We start from the raw sequence: 16,047 nt of genomic DNA, 5'->3' as shown, positions 1-16,047 counted from the left end.
TGTGGGCCTGTCCACAGGCACTGGGTTGTCCACAGGGCAATTCACGACCTGGGTTTCGCGGCTCAATGGGGTCGCCGGCCTCGCTACCGTCACCTCCCATGTCATCGCCGCGGGCACGGCCCATCTCTCGGGAGGCCGTTCGAGCCGATCGCAACGCCGGCGACCCCGAGCACACCGACGACTCCGACATCGCGGTACGGGAGGGACCGGACGGGTTCGGTGTCGACGACGGTCGCGACTCCGCTCTGTCCGCGTATCTTCCGGAGCGGTGGCGTGGAGCTCGCGTGGATCCCGGGCGCGCCGGTCTCCTCGGACTGTGCGGTGTCGGTTTCATCGTGCTGCTCGTCGCCGGATACGCGATGCTGCGGGACTCGCCGGCAGTCGCACCGGTACCGGCCCTTCCCGTCGTGCAGTCGGTGACGGAATCGTCCGTCACACCATGGAGTGCGACGGAGCCATCGGTGCCCGAGCCCCCGACGCGCATCGTGGTCAGCGTCGTCGGGCTCGTCGTGTCGTCCGGGTTGGTCGACTTGCCGCCCGGTGCCCGTGTGGCGGACGCGATCGCTGCGGCCGGTGGAGTCCTGGACGGTGCGGACATGTTGGCGCTCAACCTCGCCGCCAAGGTGGCCGACGGTGACCAGATCGTCGTCGGCGTTCTTCCTCCGGAAGGTAGACCGGTAGTCAGTGGCACCGTACGAGATTCGGCTGCGCCGCCCGGACCCGGTTCCTCGAACGACCCAGACACCGCCGCCCAGCCGGGTTCTGCGGAGAATCCAGCTGCCGGTTCCACGGCACTGGTGAACCTCAACACCGCGACCCTTGCCGAGCTCGACGCCCTCGACGGCGTGGGCCCGGTCACTGCGGCCAACATCGTCGCGTGGCGGGAGGTCAATGGAAAATTCGGCGACGTAGGGCAATTGGCGGAGGTCGACGGTATCGGCCCGGTGCGACTCGAGAAGCTCCGAACCCAGGTGACGGTATGACCGAACCGCAGATCCGAGCACACGACGTGCGCCTGGTGCCTGCGGCAGCAGCGGGATGGGGTGCGACCCTCGTCGGCGTTCTCGGTGGGTCGGTTCTCGCCGCCGTGATGGCGGTGATCTCGGGTGTCGTGGTGGCCGTTGTGCTGTGCTGCCGGGCGCGGCTCGGCGCGGCAGCGTCCGGGTTGATCGCGATGTCCGTCGTCTCGTGCTGCTACGCAGGCGCAGCGGCCGTACACGCCGCAGTGTTCGAGTCCAGTCCGGTAACCGCGGCGGTACAGGACCGCGCCTGGATCAGCGCCGCAGTGTCCGTCGTGGAGGATCCCCGACGGTCACGTTCGCCCGGACCGCCGATGGTGACGATCGCCGTGGAGCTCCGACGGATCGACCTCGCGGGCACAGCGATCGAATTGGGTGGCCGGCTGACGGTGCTCGCGCCCTCGGACGGATGGGCCCATCTGGTGCCCGGCCAACAGGTGCTGGTGAGAGGTCGATTGGCGGAACCGACCAGGCGCAACCTGACACTCGCGGTCGTCCGTGTGAACGGACCACCCCTGCACGTCCAGCCGCCGGGAACCGTCGCCCGCGCGGCGTCGTCCGTCCGGACCTCGCTGTCGTCCGCCGCCGCGGACGCTCTCCCTGCCGATCGCGCAGGTGTGCTTCCCGGGCTGGTGGTCGGTGATGTCTCCACGCTGCCCGAGGACGTCGAAACCGACTTTCGCGCAGCCGGACTGACTCATCTGACTGCGGTGTCGGGTGCGAACTTCGCGATTCTTCTCGGTGCGGTTCTGTTGCTCACCCGTGCGGCGGCGCTCGGTCCCAGGACCACGGTGCTGATCTGCGCGGTGGTTCTCGTCGCGTTCGTCGTCGTCGCGAGACCGTCGCCGAGCGTGCTGCGTGCAGCCGTCATGGGCGCTGTGGGTTTGCTCGCCCTCGTGACCGGCCGACGTAGGCAAGCGGTCCCCGCGTTGTGTACGGCCGTCCTCGGATTGCTGGTGTGGCTCCCTCAACTCGCGGTCGACGTCGGATTCGCGCTGTCGGTGGCCGCAACCGCAGGACTGGTCGTGGTGGCGCCGGTGTGGGTGGATTGGCTGCGCCGCCACGGTTGGGGACGCGGCGCCGCGGAGATCGTCGCGGTCGCGTCGGCGGCACATGCGGTGACCGCACCGATCGTCGCGGGCATGTCCGGAACCCTGTCGGTCGTCGGAATCGCCGCGAACATGGCCGTCGCACCCGTCGTGGCGCCGATCACCGTCGTCGGCGTCGTCGGTGCCGCATTGGCGCCGTGGGCCTCGGGACCGGCGTCCCTGGTATTGAGACTCACCGACGCGCCGCTGGCGTGGTTGATCCTGGTTGCCGGACGCGCGGGATCCGTCCCTGGCACGAGCATCGGAACTCCCAGCGGCGCAGGGGGTGTGGCGGTCGTCGTGGCCGCGACGGCCGCAATCGTCTGCTCTCTGAGGATTCGATTCATGCGGTGGGTGATCGGGGGAGTGGGGGCTGCGGCGTCGATCCTGTGGATCGTCTGGTCGGTGTGAAGACGGAACCCCCGTCGCGGCAGGTGGAGGTGAACTGCGTCGGACCCACATGGCACGATCGTCGGTGTGAATGCGAACAGCCCGGTGGAACCTCTGCATCTCGTTCTCGGCGACGAGGAACTGCTCATGGACCGGGCAGTGGCGTCGATCGTCTCGTCGGTCAAGAAGTCCGCCCCCGAGGGGGACGATGTTCCCGTCACCAAGCTGCGGGCGGGTGACGCAAGTGGACCGGAACTTGCCGAACTTCTCAGCCCGTCGCTGTTCGCCGAGGACCGCGTGGTCGTGCTCGAAGCAGCCGCCGAGGCAGGCAAGGATGCCGTCGCGCTGGTCCTGGATGCGGCGGCCGATCCGCCCGAAGGCGCCGTCCTGGTGATCATGCACTCCGGCGGCGGCAGGGCCAAGGCGATGGTCGGGTCGCTGCAGAAGTCCGGTGCCGTCGTCCACGAATGCGCAAAGCTGACCAAGGCCTCGGAGAGGTCGGATTTCGTGAAGCGCGAGTTCGGCACGGCCCAGGTACGGGTGAACCAGGATGTCGTGGACGCGGTCGTGGAGGCCGTCGGTTCCGACCTTCGTGAACTCGCGGCCGCGTGCTCGCAGCTCATCGCGGACACCGCGGGCAAGGTCGACGTCGACGCGGTCCGCCGCTACTACTCGGGCAAGGCCGAGGTATCCGGGTTCGACGTCGCAGAGAAAGCCGTCGGCGGAGACGTTCCCGGCGCCCTCGAGGCGTTGAGGTGGGCCATGCATCGCGGCGTGCCCCATGTTCTGTTGGCCGACGCGCTGGCCGATGCCGTTCGAACCATTGCACTCGTCGGGTCGGCAGGTCGAGATGACCCGTTCAAGATGGCAGGGGAACTGGGGATGCCGCCGTGGAAGATCAAGAAGGCGCAAGCACAAGCACGCGGCTGGACCGGTGCGTCCATCGGGCATGCACTCCAGGTGGTGTCGAAGCTCAACGCCGACGTGAAAGGCCAGGCAGCCGACGCGGATTACGCAGTGGAGAGCGCAGTGTCGGAGGTAGCCACACTCAGTGCGCGGTAAGAGTCACGCGAACGCGAAAAACCCGCTCGGTGAAGACCGAGCGGGTTCTTTCGACGAGAAAATCAGAGCTTGTTGACTGCCAGAGCCAGAGCCGACTTCTTGTTGGCTGCCTGGTTCTTGTGGATGACACCCTTGCTGGCTGCCTTGTCCAGCTGGCGACCTGCGCTGACGAGGATGGCGGAAGCCTTGTCCTTGTCGCCCTCGGCCTCAGCGGCGCGGAAGGAGCGAATGATCGTCCGCAGCGAGGACTTCACCGACTGGTTGCGCAGACGGTTGCGCTCGTTGGTGAGAATCCGCTTCTTCTGGGACTTGATGTTGGCCACGCGTAAAATCCTTCTGTCTTCGTCGGTATTCCGGTCAGGGCGGTCCATGCTGGAATGCCCGAAGTCTGCTGCCGAGCTGTGAAGCCCAGCGCCGAAGATCGAGAATACCAGCACCGACGGCAGAACCCAATTCGGCCTCCGTGTTGACAGCCTAAGTGTTGTGCGTTTCCAGAAATTAACGCGTCCGGCGCGCTTATCTCCTGCCTCTGTAGCAACATTGCCGAGATGAGCCCGCGATCTGCAGCCACTGCCCAAGACAAGGCCAAGCCAAGCAAATCCAAGTCGGCAGCTCGCGAGAAACCGGAAGTGGACGGCGTCTTCGGTGGCTACTCCGACGTAGGAAAATACGGTTTGGCCTTCGACGAGATGTTCGACCCGGACGGCAAGACCCGAACTCCCTACAAGGGCATTCACACCGCACTCGAACCGTCGAGCTCAGCGGACCTCGACGCGCGCTCCGATGCACTCGGTCGCGCGTTCGTCGACCAGGGCATCACGTTCTCCCTCTCGGGACAGGAACGCCCCTTCCCCCTCGACCAGGTTCCGCGCGTCATCGCCGCAGGCGAGTGGTCGCGCCTCGAACGTGGCATCAAGCAGCGCGTCCGGGCGCTGGAGATGTTCCTGGCCGACATCTACGGAGACCAGGAGATCCTGCGCGACGGCGTCGTACCGAAGCGTCTGGTCACCTCCTGTGAGCACTTCCACCGTGAGGCAGTGGGCATCGTCCCGCCCAACGGCGTACGCATTCACGTCGCCGGTATCGACTTGATTCGCGACGCCCAGGGCACCTTCCGCGTATTGGAGGACAACCTGAGGTCGCCCTCCGGTGTGTCCTACGTCATGGAGAATCGCCGCACCATGGCGCGGGTGTTCCCCGATCTCTTCGCCACGCACCGCGTGCGCGCCGTCGGTGACTACGCCTCGCATCTGCTCCGAGCGCTACGCGCCTCCGCAGCGCTCAACGAAGCCGACCCGACAGTGGTCGTCCTCACGCCGGGTGTCGCGAACTCCGCGTACTTCGAGCACTCGCTGCTCGCCCGTCTCATGGGTGTCGAACTGGTCGAGGGCCGCGACTTGTTCTGCCGCGACAACGTCGTCTACATGCGTACGACGGAGGGTGAGCGCCAGGTCGACGTCATCTACCGCCGCATCGACGACGACTACCTGGATCCGATGCAGTTCCGTCCGGACTCGGTCCTGGGCGTCGCCGGACTGGTCAACGCCGCCCGCGCAGGCAACGTCGTCATCTCGAGTGCCGTCGGCAACGGCGTCGGCGACGACAAGCTGGTGTACACGTACGTCCCGACGATCATCGACTACTACCTGGGCGAGAAGCCGCTTCTCGCGAACGTCGACACGTTCCGGTGCTGGCTCGACGACGAGTGCGAGGAAGTGCTGGACCGGGTGGACGAACTGGTCATCAAACCGGTCGAAGGATCAGGCGGGTACGGAATAGTCTTCGGTCCCGACGCGTCGCCCAAGGAACTGTCGACCATCAGCAAGAAGATCCGAGCGGATCCTCGCGGCTGGATCGCGCAACCCGTCGTCCAGTTGTCCACGGTCCCGACGAAGATCGGCGGAAGGTTGGTTCCTCGCCACGTCGATCTGCGGCCGTTCGCGGTCAACGACGGAGACGACGTCTGGGTGCTGCCGGGAGGACTCACGCGGGTCGCTCTCCCCGAAGGCTCGCTCGTGGTCAACTCCAGCCAGGGCGGCGGCAGCAAGGACACCTGGGTTCTGGCAACTCGAACATCGCAGGAAGAGCAGGAACTCGCCGGCGAGGAGATCGTCAGCGAACCGCCCGAGGCTCCTCGGGCCGAACAGGGCCCGGAGTTGACGATGGACCAGCAACAGCAACAGCAACAACAGCAGCAACAACAGCTTTCGAACGGTGGTGGACGCTAGATGCTCGCGCGTAACGCAGAGTCGCTCTACTGGATCGGGCGGTACGTCGAGCGGGCGGACGACACGGCCCGAATCCTGGACGTCACGGTCCATCAGCTTCTCGAGGACGCGACGGTCGACCCCGATCACATCTCGCGTGTTCTACTGCGCGTCCTGGGGTTTCAGCACGAACCCGACGTGTCGCTCGACGTATGGTCGTTGACCGAGGTGGTCGCGTTCAGCCGCGAAGGGCGCGGCTCGATCGTCGACTCCCTGTCGGGTGCTCGCGAAAACGCCCGCGGCGCAAGGGAAGTGACGTCCACCGAGATGTGGGAGTGCCTCAACACCACCTACAACGGACTGGGTGATCGCATCCGGGCGTCGAAGCGCACCGGACCACACGAGTTCTTCAGTTACATCGAGGAGCGAGCGGCGATGTTCGCCGGGCTCGCCGATTCCACGCTGAGCCACGACGACGGATATCGCTTCCTCATCCTCGGTCGGTCGGTGGAGCGCGTCGACATGGTGGTGCGTCTGCTGCTCTCGCGTGCCGGTGATCGGCCGTCGTCGCCGGCGTGGGTGACCGTGCTCCGTGCGGCCGGCGCGCACGACACGTACCTCCGCACGTACCGCGGCGCGCTCGACGCGCAGCGAGTCCTCGAATTCATGTTGTTGGACCGGCTTTTCCCGCGTTCGGTGTTCTATGCGCTGAGCGAAGCGGAACGCTCGTTGGATCAGCTCGACCATCAGCCGAACAGCCGCGTCGGTGCGCGCGCCGAAGCGCAGCGTCTACTGGGCCGCGCGCGTAGTGAGCTCGAATTCCTCCGTCCCGGAGCGCTGTTGGACGATCTGCAGGACAGGTTGCTGGCGTTGCAGGAGACGTGCCGAGAGTTGGGCGAGGCCATTTCGAAGCAGTACTTCCACGCGGCGCCCTGGGTCGCGTGGACGGATGCGGGGTCGGGAACGTACGAGGATCAATTGGAAGGTGAACTGTGAGCTGGCGTATGCGCGTTGTCCACACCACGGGCTATCAATACGACGCTCCGGTGACGTCGTCCTACAACGAGGCGCGCCTGACACCGCGAAGTGACAACCGCCAGAACGTCATTCTGAATCGGGTCGAGACCAATCCGGTGACCAGAAGTTACCGGTACACCGACTACTGGGGTACGGCGGTGACCGCCTTCGATCTGCACGCACCGCACACGGAACTGGAAGTGACGGGGTCGTCCGTCGTCGAAACCGATCCGTTCCTGGCGCCGGAGGAGAACGCGTCGTGGGAGGAACTCGCGAGCGAGCCCGTGATCGACCGCTTCAACGAAGTGCTCGACAACACCGTCTACGTTCCCAAGAATCGGCAGCTCGCGGCGATCGCGAAAAAGCTCTCCAAGGGGCTGCCGCCTCAGGAGTCGGTCGTGGAGATCGCGAACTGGGTGAACCAGGAGATGTCCTACGTTCCGGGAACCACGGGCGTACACACCTCGGCGGTCGAGGCCTGGTCGGAGAAGAAAGGCGTCTGCCAGGATTACGCGCACCTGACGCTGCTCCTGTTGCGTAGCCTCGGGATTCCCAGCCGCTACGTCTCCGGCTACCTGCACCCCAAGAAGGACGCCGTCATCGGTGCGTCGGTGGAAGGGCAGTCTCACGCCTGGATCGAAGCGTGGACCGGTGCCTGGTGGGGATACGACCCCACCAATGCCATCGCCGTCAACGAGCAACACGTCTCGGTCGGTCTCGGTCGTGACTACGCCGACGTGCCACCACTGAAGGGCATCTTCTCGGGGGGCGGATCCACTGCCCTCGATGTTGTGGTGGAGATCACAAGGCTGGCGTAACGTACTGCTCGGCAGGGTGGGAAGTCCTATCGAGCAGGGGTGGGCAATGTCGACCGCACAGGAGTACGTCGAACCGGAAGTCATCTCGGACACGAAGAAATGCGTGGCCGAGGCGATAGGCACGTTCGTCCTCGTGTTCACCGCCGTCGGGACGGCGGTGTTCGCCGGCGACAAGGTCGGTAATCTCGGTGTGGCGTTGGCCTTCGGCCTGACGCTGCTCTTCCTGGTCTACGCGATCGGGCCGATATCGGGATGCCACGTCAACCCGGCGGTGACCGTCGGACAGGCGTTGCTGGGCAAGCTGACTGCGAAGGCCGCGGCGCTCTACATCGTCGCGCAGATCGTGGGCGCCCTGATCGCGGGTGCCGTGCTGTTCGCTGTCGCGAACAGCCTGCCCTCCTACGACCGTGCGGTGAACGGTCTCGGCGCCAACGGGTGGGGCCCGCACAGCCCGTCGGCGATCGAGGGACCCCTCGGAGGCATCCTCGAGAACGGATACGGCATCGGCGCGGCCATCCTCGTCGAAGTGCTGCTGACGGCGCTGCTGGTGTTCGTCGTTCTCGCGTCGACCGATCAGATCTCCGATGTTCCGCTCGCCGGAGTGTCGATCGGGTTCACTCTCGTCGTGATCCACCTCGTGTCGATCCCGATCGACAACACATCGGTGAACCCGGCTCGCAGCCTGGCCGTCGCACCCTGGCAACCGGGCGCACTCGGTCAGCTCTGGGTGTTCATCGTGTTCCCTCTGATCGGCGGCGCGCTCGGCGCGCTGATGTACCGCGGAGTGTTCGGACGGTACGACAGGCTCGACTCCTGACCGTGCCGGTCAGGACCAGCTGTAATCCTTACGCAGACGGGCGGCGACGGCGTCGAACTTTCCCTTGGCCAGGATGGCGCCCTCACGCCGGATACCGCTCTCCGGCACGTCGAGAACACGGTCGAGCTTGATCCAACTCGGCCGACCTTCCGCATCCCACGACCCCGACCCGATCGACACCCAATCCGGGTCACCGTCGCGCTTGTCCTGGCTGGACAGCATCAACCCGAGAAGGGTCTGTCCGTCACGGCCGACGACGAGCACCGGGCGGTCCTTGCCCTGACTCGCATCCTCCTCGTACGTGACCCACGTCCACACGATCTCACCGGGATCGGCCTTGCCGTCGAGATCGGGGGAGTACTCGACCCGACGCGCTCGATGGGCCGTCGGAACGGTCTTCGACGCCACCGGGCGACCCGGCGTGGGGCCGGGTGCCGGCGACGAGTTCCCGGCAATCGCGTCCTTGCCCTTCTGCAGGGCGCCGGAATTCTGCAATTGGCGAAACAGTCTCGGGCCCTCCCGTAGCGCAATTTTCCCGAGTTGCTTGCCCAATTTGCTCCAGTTGCCCGCCATGAGCGTCGAGTTTAGCGACCCGGCCCGCGGAACCCGTCGAGCCAGGACATGGGCGGGCGGGAGTGGAGCCTGCGGAACGACCTTGGTGGGGCGGGTGGGAGTGGAGCCTGCGGAACGACCTTGGTGGGGCGGGTGGGAGTGGAGCCTGCGGAACGACCTTGGTGGGGCGGGTGGGGGTGGGGCCTGCGGAACGACCTTGGTGGGGGGGGTGGGAGTGGAGCCTGCGGAACGACCTTGGTGGGGCAGGCGGGAGTGGAGGCTGTGGAATGGGCCTGTGGGACGATAGTCGGGTTCTCTCTTGCAAGCGCCAGCAAAGGATACGAGTGCCCAGCTTCGCCGACACGACGTTCACTGACCCCGCACGGATCAGGAACTTCTGCATCATTGCCCACATCGACCACGGCAAGTCGACGCTGGCTGACCGGATGCTGCAGCTCACGGGCGTCGTCGACGATCGGTCGATGCGTGCTCAGTACCTCGACCGCATGGACATCGAGCGTGAACGTGGCATCACGATCAAGGCGCAGAACGTGCGCCTGCCGTGGGTCGTCGATGGTGAAGAGTTCGTTCTCCACCTGATCGACACACCTGGTCACGTCGACTTCACGTACGAGGTGTCTCGTGCTCTCGAGGCGTGTGAGGGTGCTGTTCTGCTCGTCGACGCAGCGCAGGGTATCGAGGCTCAGACGCTCGCGAACCTGTACCTGGCGCTCGACAAAGAGCTGACGATCATTCCTGTGCTCAACAAGATCGACCTGCCTGCTGCCGATCCGGATCGCTATGCCGCGGAGATCGCTCACATCATCGGCTGCGAGCCGGACGACGTCCTGCGCGTGTCGGGCAAAACGGGTGTCGGTGTCGAGGAGTTGCTGAACGAGGTCGTCAAGCAGGTGCCTGCTCCCGTCGGTGACGCCGACGGCCCGGCCCGCGCGATGATCTTCGACTCCGTCTACGACACGTACCGCGGCGTCGTGACCTATGTTCGTGTCGTCGATGGTGCGTTGAATCCTCGTGAGAAGGTCACGATGATGTCGACGGGGTCGACACACGAGCTTCTCGAGGTCGGCATCGTGTCGCCGGATCCGAAGGCGACCAAGGGCCTGGGCGTCGGCGAGGTGGGGTACCTCATCACGGGCGTCAAGGATGTGCGTCAGTCGAAGGTCGGTGACACCGTCACCACGGCACGCAAGGGCGCGACGGAACCTCTGACCGGATACCGCGAGCCGCGGCCGATGGTGTACTCCGGGCTCTATCCCCTCGACGGGTCCGACTATCCGGACCTGCGCGATGCACTCGAAAAGCTGCAGCTGAACGACGCAGCACTGACCTACGAGCCCGAGACGTCCGTGGCGCTCGGCTTCGGTTTCCGTTGCGGCTTCCTCGGTCTGCTGCACATGGAGATCACCCGCGAGCGTCTCGAGCGGGAGTTCAACCTGGACCTGATCTCCACCTCACCCAACGTGGTGTACCGAGTGGAGATGGAAGACGGCGCCGAGCACATCGTGACCAACCCGTCGTACTGGCCGGAAGGCAAGACACGCGACGTGTTCGAGCCGATGGTCAAGTGCACCATCATCTCCCCGAGCGAGTTCATCGGATCCATCATGGAACTGTGCCAGGGGAGGCGTGGCGAGCTCGGCGGCATGGACTACCTGTCCGAAACGCGTGTCGAGCTCCGCTACACCATCCCCATGGCCGAGATCATCTTCGACTTCTTCGACATCCTGAAGTCGCGCACCCGCGGCTACGCCAGCCTCGACTACGAGGAGGTCGGCGAGCAGAGTGCGGCGCTCGTCAAGGTCGACATCCTGCTGCAGGGCGAGGCCGTCGACGCGTTCTCGGCGATCGTGCACAAGGACGCCGCAGCCGCGTACGGCAACAAGATGACGACCAAACTCAAGGAACTGATTCCTCGTCAGCAGTTCGAGGTGCCCATCCAGGCTGCGATCGGATCCAGAATCATTGCCCGTGAGAACATTCGAGCGATCCGTAAGGACGTTCTCGCCAAGTGCTACGGCGGTGACATCAGCCGTAAGCGCAAACTGCTCGAGAAGCAGAAGGAAGGCAAGAAGCGCATGAAGACGATCGGTCGCGTGGACGTGCCGCAGGAAGCATTCGTCGCTGCACTGTCCTCGGAGTCGTCGGCGGACAAGCCCAAGAAATAGTCACGGAGTAGTTTCACGGAGTGTGACGACGAGACTCCTGAACGAACTGACCATTCCGATCATCAGTGCGCCGATGGCAGGCGGACCGTCCACTCCTGAGCTGGCTGCCGCGGTCTCGCGGGCCGGAGGCCTCGGCATGCTGGCCGGCGCACTGCTCGACCTGGATGCTTTCGCGGCGAAGGTGGATTCGCTGCGAGAGGTCCTGTTCGGCGTCAACCTGTTCCTTCCCGACGACCCCTCCGGTGCTGATGTCGACGCGTACGCCGATCGAATCGCACCGTGGCTGGAGAAGTACGACGCTCCACGCGGTGAACTGACCAGGCGTGACGATTTCTACCCGGAGAAGTTCCGCTGGCTGGTGCAGAATCCGGTTCCACTCGTGTCGAGTACGTTCGGGACTTTCGGCGCGGCGGAAGTTGCCGCTCTCCACGAGGTCGGCACCGAAGTGTGGTGCACGGTGACCTCCGCACGCGAAGCCGAGGAAGCCGAGGCCAACGGCGTCGACGCGCTGATCGTCCAAGGTCCCGAGGCCGGTGGACACCGCGGAAGCTTCGACGGCTCGGCTCCGGAGGAACCGTTGGCGGAGCTGCTCGAGGTGGTGCGGCGGGCGTCCGCTCTGCCTCGTATCGCTGCGGGCGGCCTGATGGACGGCAACGACGTTGCACCGCTGTTGAAATCCGGAGCGGCGCACGCTGCTCAGCTGGGCACGGCGTTTCTGAACACGGCCGAAGCGGGAACGCGACCGGTCCACCGAGAGCAGCTGACCGCCACCGAAGAGACCGCCGTGACCCGGGCATTCTCGGGACGCCCCGCGCGCGGAATCGTCAACGAGTTCATGCGAGATCACTCCGGTGACGCCCCGCTCGCGTACCCGGACCTGCACTACCTGACCGCTCCGATGCGCGCGAAGTCCGGTGCAGCCGGGGACCCGTCGGCGCTGTCGATGTGGGCCGGAACCGGTCACCGACGCGCACGCGCGGCGTCGGCGACGGACCTGATGGCGGAATGGGCGACCCAGTTGCAGTGAGTCGACCACTGTCGTTGTGGGTGGAAAATGTAGGCCTGGGCCTACATTTCCACTCACGTCAGTTGGTGTGTGCCGGCTGGAAGTGGCCGGCGGCCTGGGCTTCCTCCGCGCGGATCACGTGGACGACCGCGTTGATCAGCGCCAGGTGAGTGAATGCCTGCGGGAAGTTGCCCAGGTGCCGTCCCGACCTCGCGTCGATTTCCTCCGCGTAGAGCTTGAGCGGGCTGGCGTACCCCAACAACCGTTCGCACAGGTGCTTCGCGCGCGCGAGCTCACCGATCTCGACGAGCGCGGACACGAGCCAGAACGAGCAGATGGTGAACGTTCCCTCCTCGCCCTCCAGACCGTCGTCGGTGGTGTCCACCATGTACCGCAGGACCAAGCCGTCGACGGTCAGTTCGTCGGCGATCGCCAGGACCGTTGCCCGCACGCGATGATCGTCCGCGGGGAGGAAGCGAAGCAGCGGAACCAGCAGCAGGGAGGCATCGAGCGACTCGTGTCCGTACCGCTGCGTCAGCACACCGCGGTCGTCGACGCCGTGTTCGAGAATGTCGGCCTTGATCTCGTCGGCGATCTCGTTCCACTGGTCCGCGTAGTCGGTCTCGCCGTGAATGGACGCGAGCTTCGCGCCCCGATCGAGCGCCACCCAACACATCACCTTCGACGAGGTGAAGTGCTGCGGCTCGCCGCGCACCTCCCAGATGCCGCGGTCCGGTTTCCGCCAGTTGGCGATGGCCTCCTCGACCTGACGCTTGAGCAGCGGCCACAGAGACTCCGGAACGTGTTCGCGTGACTTGACGTGCAGGTACACCGAATCCAGCATGGTGCCCCAGATGTCGTGCTGCTCCTGGTTGTAGGCACCGTTGCCGATTCGGACCGGCTTTGCGCCGTCGTACCCGGACAGGTGGGACAGCTCGCTTTCCTCCAGCGTCTTCTCGCCGCCGATGCCGTACATCACCTGCAGCGGATTGGCTTTGCCGTCCTCGGTCATCGACACGTCGGACATGAACGAGAAGAAGTCGTTCGCCTCACGGTCGAGTCCGAGGGTGTAGAGCCCCCACAGGGCGAACGTCGAATCGCGTACCCACGCATAGCGATAGTCCCAGTTGCGTTCTCCTCCAGGAGTCTCCGGCAACGACGTCGTCGACGCCGCCAGCAGGGCGCCGGTGGGTGCGTACGTCAACCCCTTCAGGGCGAGCGCGCTGCGCTGCAGGTAGCCGCGCCACGGGTGATCGGGGAAGCGGCCGATGGTGATCCACTGGCGCCAGCACTCGGACGTGCGCCACATCTTGTCCGCCGCTTCCTCGAACGTCTGCGGTGCGGGCAGATCCGACCAGGACAGTGCCACGAAGATGTTGTCGCCCTCGGTCATTCGGGTGCGTGCGCGCGCCTCGCGACCCTCGATGCCGATCCGGAGGTTGGTGGTGAGCTTCAACGTCGGTTGGTCACCGACCGAGCTGGCCTCGCACGTCGCCGTCGCCTCCTCGTACACCTTTCCCGTGTACTCCCAGCGGGCGGGCGCGCGGTGGTAGTCGAACGCCGGCTCGCAACTCATCTCGAGTTCGACGGTGCCGCTGACACACTTGACGGTGCGCAGCAGAATGTGTTCCGCATCCCAGTCCGACGGGGCCCGCTTGTGTGTTCGTGAGCGTTGATCGGTGTTGTGCCAGGGCCCCATCACCAATGCATCACGGACGACGAGCCAGCCCGTCTCGGTCTGCCACGTGGTCTCGACGATCAGTCCACCGGGCAGGTAGCGGCGCGCGGCGGGAACCGATTGGCCGTAGGGGCCGACGCGGAAGTGTCCGGCACTCCGATCGAGAACGGCACCGAAAATGCTGGGGGAGTCGGGACGGGGAACGCACATCCACTCGACGGAGCCGTTGCGGGCGATCAGGCACGTTGTCTCGCAGTCGGAGAGAAACGCGTAATCATCGATCGGAGGAAATGCGCTTCGGCCGGTGGTGATGGTCGACACCGGCGCTTCGGTACTCGACAACACTCCCTGCGGGTCAAGGCCGTCGCCGTCGGGAGAGCCTGGTCGGGGAATCGAATCGTCGGGCACGGGCACCACGGTGGAACGTTCGTCGAAGGCCGTCATCGCTCAATCATCGACGCCACCGGTGCCCGGCGTCCACCGGTGGCGATTTTCGGCGTGGCGCACGTGCCCTCTAGGCTGAGGTTCGTGCATGCAGTGGCAACGTGGTGGGACGGGATCGAGCTGTGGATCACCGGGCTGCCGTTCGTGCCGCAGTCGCTCGTCGTCCTGCTCGTTTTAGTTCCGGCTGCGCTGGGATCGGCTCGGGTGTTCGATCGAGTTCTGGCTGCTGTACTCCATGCCCTCGGACGTGACGCGCGTGCCGAGAAGGATGCGTCCGAGTCGCCCGTTGCGGAAGGTCATTGATGCCGAAGTCGAGGGTCACGCTGGCCCTGATCGCACTGCTCGTACTCGTCGTTCTGGCATGGTTTCTGACCAGGTGATCGCACGCGTACCCGCGCAATTAGAGTCCGCCGGGTTCCTCTGCTAGATTTCTGTCCGTGTCTGCCGCTGCCGAGTACCGGGTCCGCCATGAACTGGCGTTGATCGCGGTCGGCATGCTTGCAGTCGCGGATATCGACTGTTGTCGATCCGCGTCCTGATTCGCCCGCCTGACCGGACCTTACCTTCCTGCGCCTGACAAATGTGCGCTACGAGGTCTCGGATTCCTCGTGCGTGCGCCCCGGACGCTTCACCGTGCCATCGGCTGGGTAAGAGCGACGCAGGTGGGCGCGGTCTTCGATTGTTCTACGGATCTCGTCAACGACCAATCAGATTCACATTCGATGAAAGGCACTTCTCGATGAGGCTCAACTCTCGATACCTGCTCACCACTTTCGCTGCCGTGGGAACGCTTGTTCTCGCCGCATGCGGCGGAGGATCGAGCGATACCGTCGGAGCCGAAGGCGGGTCGAGCAGCGGTTCGACACTGACGCTCGTCGGATACGCGGTGCCTAAGAACGGGTGGGATGCCATCGGGCCTGCGTTCGAAGCCACCGAGGGCGGCACGGACACCGCCATCAACGCCGATTACGGTGCGTCGGGCAACCAGTCTCGCAAGGTTGCCGACGGTGCTCCGGCGGACATCGTGAACTTCTCCGTCGAGCCGGATGTCACGCGCCTCGTGAAGGCCGGCAAGGTCGACGAGAACTGGAACGAGAACGCTTACGGCGGTGTGCCTTTCGGCTCGGTCGTGACCCTGGTGGTGCGCGAGGGCAACCCCAAGAACATTCAGACCTGGGACGATCTGCTGAAGCCGGACGTTCAGGTGATCAGCCCGAGCCCGCTCAGCTCCGGTTCGGCCAAGTGGAACCTTCTGGCGCCGTACGCAGCCAAGAGCAACGGCGGTCGGGACAAGCAGGCAGGTCTCGACTACGTCCAGCAGCTCGTGTCCGGACACTTCCCGGTGCAGCCGGAATCGGGCCGCGCCGCCACGGAGGCGTTCCTGCAGGGACAGGGTGACGTGTTGCTGAGCTACGAGAACGAAGCGCTGCTGATCGAGGAGCAGGGCCAGCCCGTCGAGCACGTCGATGTGGCCGACACCTTCCGAATCGACAACCCGGTCGCCGTCGTGAACTCGAGCTCACAGCTGGAGAAGGCCAACGCCCTCAACGACTTCATCTACACCGACGAGGGCCAGCGCATCTGGGCCGAGTCCGGCTTCCGCCCGACCAACCCGGAGATCGCCGCCGAGTTCTCGGACAAGTTCTTCACCCCGCAGAACCTGCGTACCATCGACGATCTCGGCGGCTGGGACGTCGTGGACGCCGAACTCTTCGGTGACACCGGCGCAATCACGACGATCTACAAAGAGAACACCAAATAAC

Annotated in this window: 15 protein-coding genes; 12 read left to right on the top strand and 3 right to left on the bottom strand. The window is 65.2% G+C overall.

Annotated features, from left to right (window positions below):
- The first annotated feature begins 98 nt into the window (after positions 1-98).
- The 3 genes from H292_RS0112635 (at position 99) to holA (ending at position 3,559) form a co-directional block, all read left to right on the top strand.
- Positions 99-983, top strand: coding sequence for a ComEA family DNA-binding protein (locus H292_RS0112635; protein WP_020111647.1), 885 nt, complete (start codon positions 99-101; stop codon positions 981-983).
- Positions 980-2,518 (top strand): ComEC/Rec2 family competence protein, encoded by a 1,539-nt coding sequence (locus tag H292_RS0112630; RefSeq protein ID WP_020111646.1) that lies wholly within the window; start codon positions 980-982, stop codon positions 2,516-2,518. Before H292_RS0112635 ends, H292_RS0112630 begins: the two co-directional genes overlap by 4 nt.
- A gap of 66 nt (positions 2,519-2,584) precedes the next feature.
- A complete protein-coding gene (holA, locus tag H292_RS0112625) occupies positions 2,585-3,559 on the top strand; it encodes a DNA polymerase III subunit delta (RefSeq protein WP_020111645.1) in 975 nt (324 codons plus the stop codon).
- 62 nt (positions 3,560-3,621) lie between these two features.
- On the opposite strand, the gene rpsT is transcribed toward holA, so the two are convergent.
- Positions 3,622-3,882 carry a 30S ribosomal protein S20 gene (rpsT, locus tag H292_RS0112620; protein WP_019664690.1) on the bottom strand — a complete coding sequence of 87 codons (261 nt, stop codon included), beginning with the start codon at positions 3,880-3,882 and terminating at the stop codon, positions 3,622-3,624.
- Positions 3,883-4,107: 225 nt separating this feature from the next.
- Between rpsT and H292_RS0112615 the strand changes: the two genes are divergently transcribed.
- Genes H292_RS0112615 through H292_RS0112600 form a run of 4 tightly spaced genes read left to right on the top strand, consistent with a single transcriptional unit; the run spans position 4,108 to position 8,418 of the window.
- Positions 4,108-5,787, top strand: a complete 1,680-nt coding sequence (locus tag H292_RS0112615) for a circularly permuted type 2 ATP-grasp protein (protein WP_051127753.1) — start codon at positions 4,108-4,110, stop codon at positions 5,785-5,787.
- Entirely contained in the window at positions 5,788-6,762 is a 975-nt protein-coding gene (locus H292_RS0112610; protein ID WP_019664688.1) for an alpha-E domain-containing protein, read from the top strand.
- Positions 6,763-6,770: 8 nt separating this feature from the next.
- Positions 6,771-7,601, top strand: coding sequence for a transglutaminase family protein (locus H292_RS0112605; protein WP_019664687.1), 831 nt, complete (start codon positions 6,771-6,773; stop codon positions 7,599-7,601).
- 46 nt (positions 7,602-7,647) lie between these two features.
- Positions 7,648-8,418, top strand: coding sequence for an aquaporin (locus tag H292_RS0112600; RefSeq protein WP_019664686.1), 771 nt, complete (start codon positions 7,648-7,650; stop codon positions 8,416-8,418).
- A 9-nt stretch (positions 8,419-8,427) separates the two neighbouring features.
- Here H292_RS0112600 and H292_RS0112595 read toward each other — a convergent pair whose 3' ends face one another.
- Entirely contained in the window at positions 8,428-8,991 is a 564-nt protein-coding gene (locus H292_RS0112595) for a type II toxin-antitoxin system PemK/MazF family toxin (RefSeq protein WP_020111643.1), read from the bottom strand.
- A gap of 266 nt (positions 8,992-9,257) precedes the next feature.
- On the opposite strand from H292_RS0112595, the gene lepA reads away from it, so the two are divergent.
- Complete coding sequence (gene lepA, locus H292_RS0112590; RefSeq protein WP_051127752.1) at positions 9,258-11,156, top strand: translation elongation factor 4; 1,899 nt, start codon at positions 9,258-9,260, stop codon at positions 11,154-11,156.
- 22 nt (positions 11,157-11,178) lie between these two features.
- A complete protein-coding gene (locus H292_RS0112585; protein ID WP_020111641.1) occupies positions 11,179-12,183 on the top strand; it encodes a nitronate monooxygenase in 1,005 nt (334 codons plus the stop codon).
- Positions 12,184-12,241: 58 nt separating this feature from the next.
- On the opposite strand, the gene H292_RS0112580 is transcribed toward H292_RS0112585, so the two are convergent.
- Positions 12,242-14,284 (bottom strand): glycoside hydrolase family 15 protein, encoded by a 2,043-nt coding sequence (locus H292_RS0112580; protein WP_019667509.1) that lies wholly within the window; start codon positions 14,282-14,284, stop codon positions 12,242-12,244.
- 84 nt (positions 14,285-14,368) lie between these two features.
- Between H292_RS0112580 and H292_RS0112575 the strand changes: the two genes are divergently transcribed.
- From H292_RS0112575 to H292_RS0112565, 3 genes are all read left to right on the top strand, one after another.
- A complete protein-coding gene (locus H292_RS0112575; protein ID WP_179275155.1) occupies positions 14,369-14,587 on the top strand; it encodes a hypothetical protein in 219 nt (72 codons plus the stop codon).
- 134 nt (positions 14,588-14,721) lie between these two features.
- A complete protein-coding gene (locus H292_RS28860) occupies positions 14,722-14,823 on the top strand; it encodes an Ms4533A family Cys-rich leader peptide (protein ID WP_329955138.1) in 102 nt (33 codons plus the stop codon).
- A gap of 200 nt (positions 14,824-15,023) precedes the next feature.
- Entirely contained in the window at positions 15,024-16,046 is a 1,023-nt protein-coding gene (locus H292_RS0112565; RefSeq protein ID WP_020111639.1) for a sulfate ABC transporter substrate-binding protein, read from the top strand.
- The last annotated feature ends 1 nt before the right edge of the window (position 16,047 follow it).

The organism is Rhodococcus sp. 114MFTsu3.1 (assembly GCF_000383555.1).
GTDB lineage: Bacteria > Actinomycetota > Actinomycetes > Mycobacteriales > Mycobacteriaceae > Rhodococcoides > Rhodococcoides fascians_E.
This window is presented reverse-complemented; position numbering and strand designations above follow the sequence as displayed.

Bases quoted from the DNA above. Each gene is read 5' to 3' on its own strand.
- H292_RS0112635 (WP_020111647.1), top strand. From the start codon at position 99: ATGTCATCGCCGCGGGCACGGCCCATCTCTCGGGAGGCCGTTCGAGCC.
- H292_RS0112630 (WP_020111646.1), top strand. From the start codon at position 980: ATGACCGAACCGCAGATCCGAGCACACGACGTGCGCCTGGTGCCTGCG.
- H292_RS0112615 (WP_051127753.1), top strand. From the start codon at position 4,108: ATGAGCCCGCGATCTGCAGCCACTGCCCAAGACAAGGCCAAGCCAAGC.
- H292_RS0112610 (WP_019664688.1), top strand. From the start codon at position 5,788: ATGCTCGCGCGTAACGCAGAGTCGCTCTACTGGATCGGGCGGTACGTC.
- H292_RS0112605 (WP_019664687.1), top strand. From the start codon at position 6,771: ATGCGCGTTGTCCACACCACGGGCTATCAATACGACGCTCCGGTGACG.
- H292_RS0112600 (WP_019664686.1), top strand. From the start codon at position 7,648: ATGTCGACCGCACAGGAGTACGTCGAACCGGAAGTCATCTCGGACACG.
- H292_RS0112595 (WP_020111643.1), bottom strand. From the start codon at position 8,991: ATGGCGGGCAACTGGAGCAAATTGGGCAAGCAACTCGGGAAAATTGCG.
- lepA (WP_051127752.1), top strand. From the start codon at position 9,258: ATGGGCCTGTGGGACGATAGTCGGGTTCTCTCTTGCAAGCGCCAGCAA.
- H292_RS0112580 (WP_019667509.1), bottom strand. From the start codon at position 14,284: ATGACGGCCTTCGACGAACGTTCCACCGTGGTGCCCGTGCCCGACGAT.
- H292_RS0112565 (WP_020111639.1), top strand. From the start codon at position 15,024: ATGAGGCTCAACTCTCGATACCTGCTCACCACTTTCGCTGCCGTGGGA.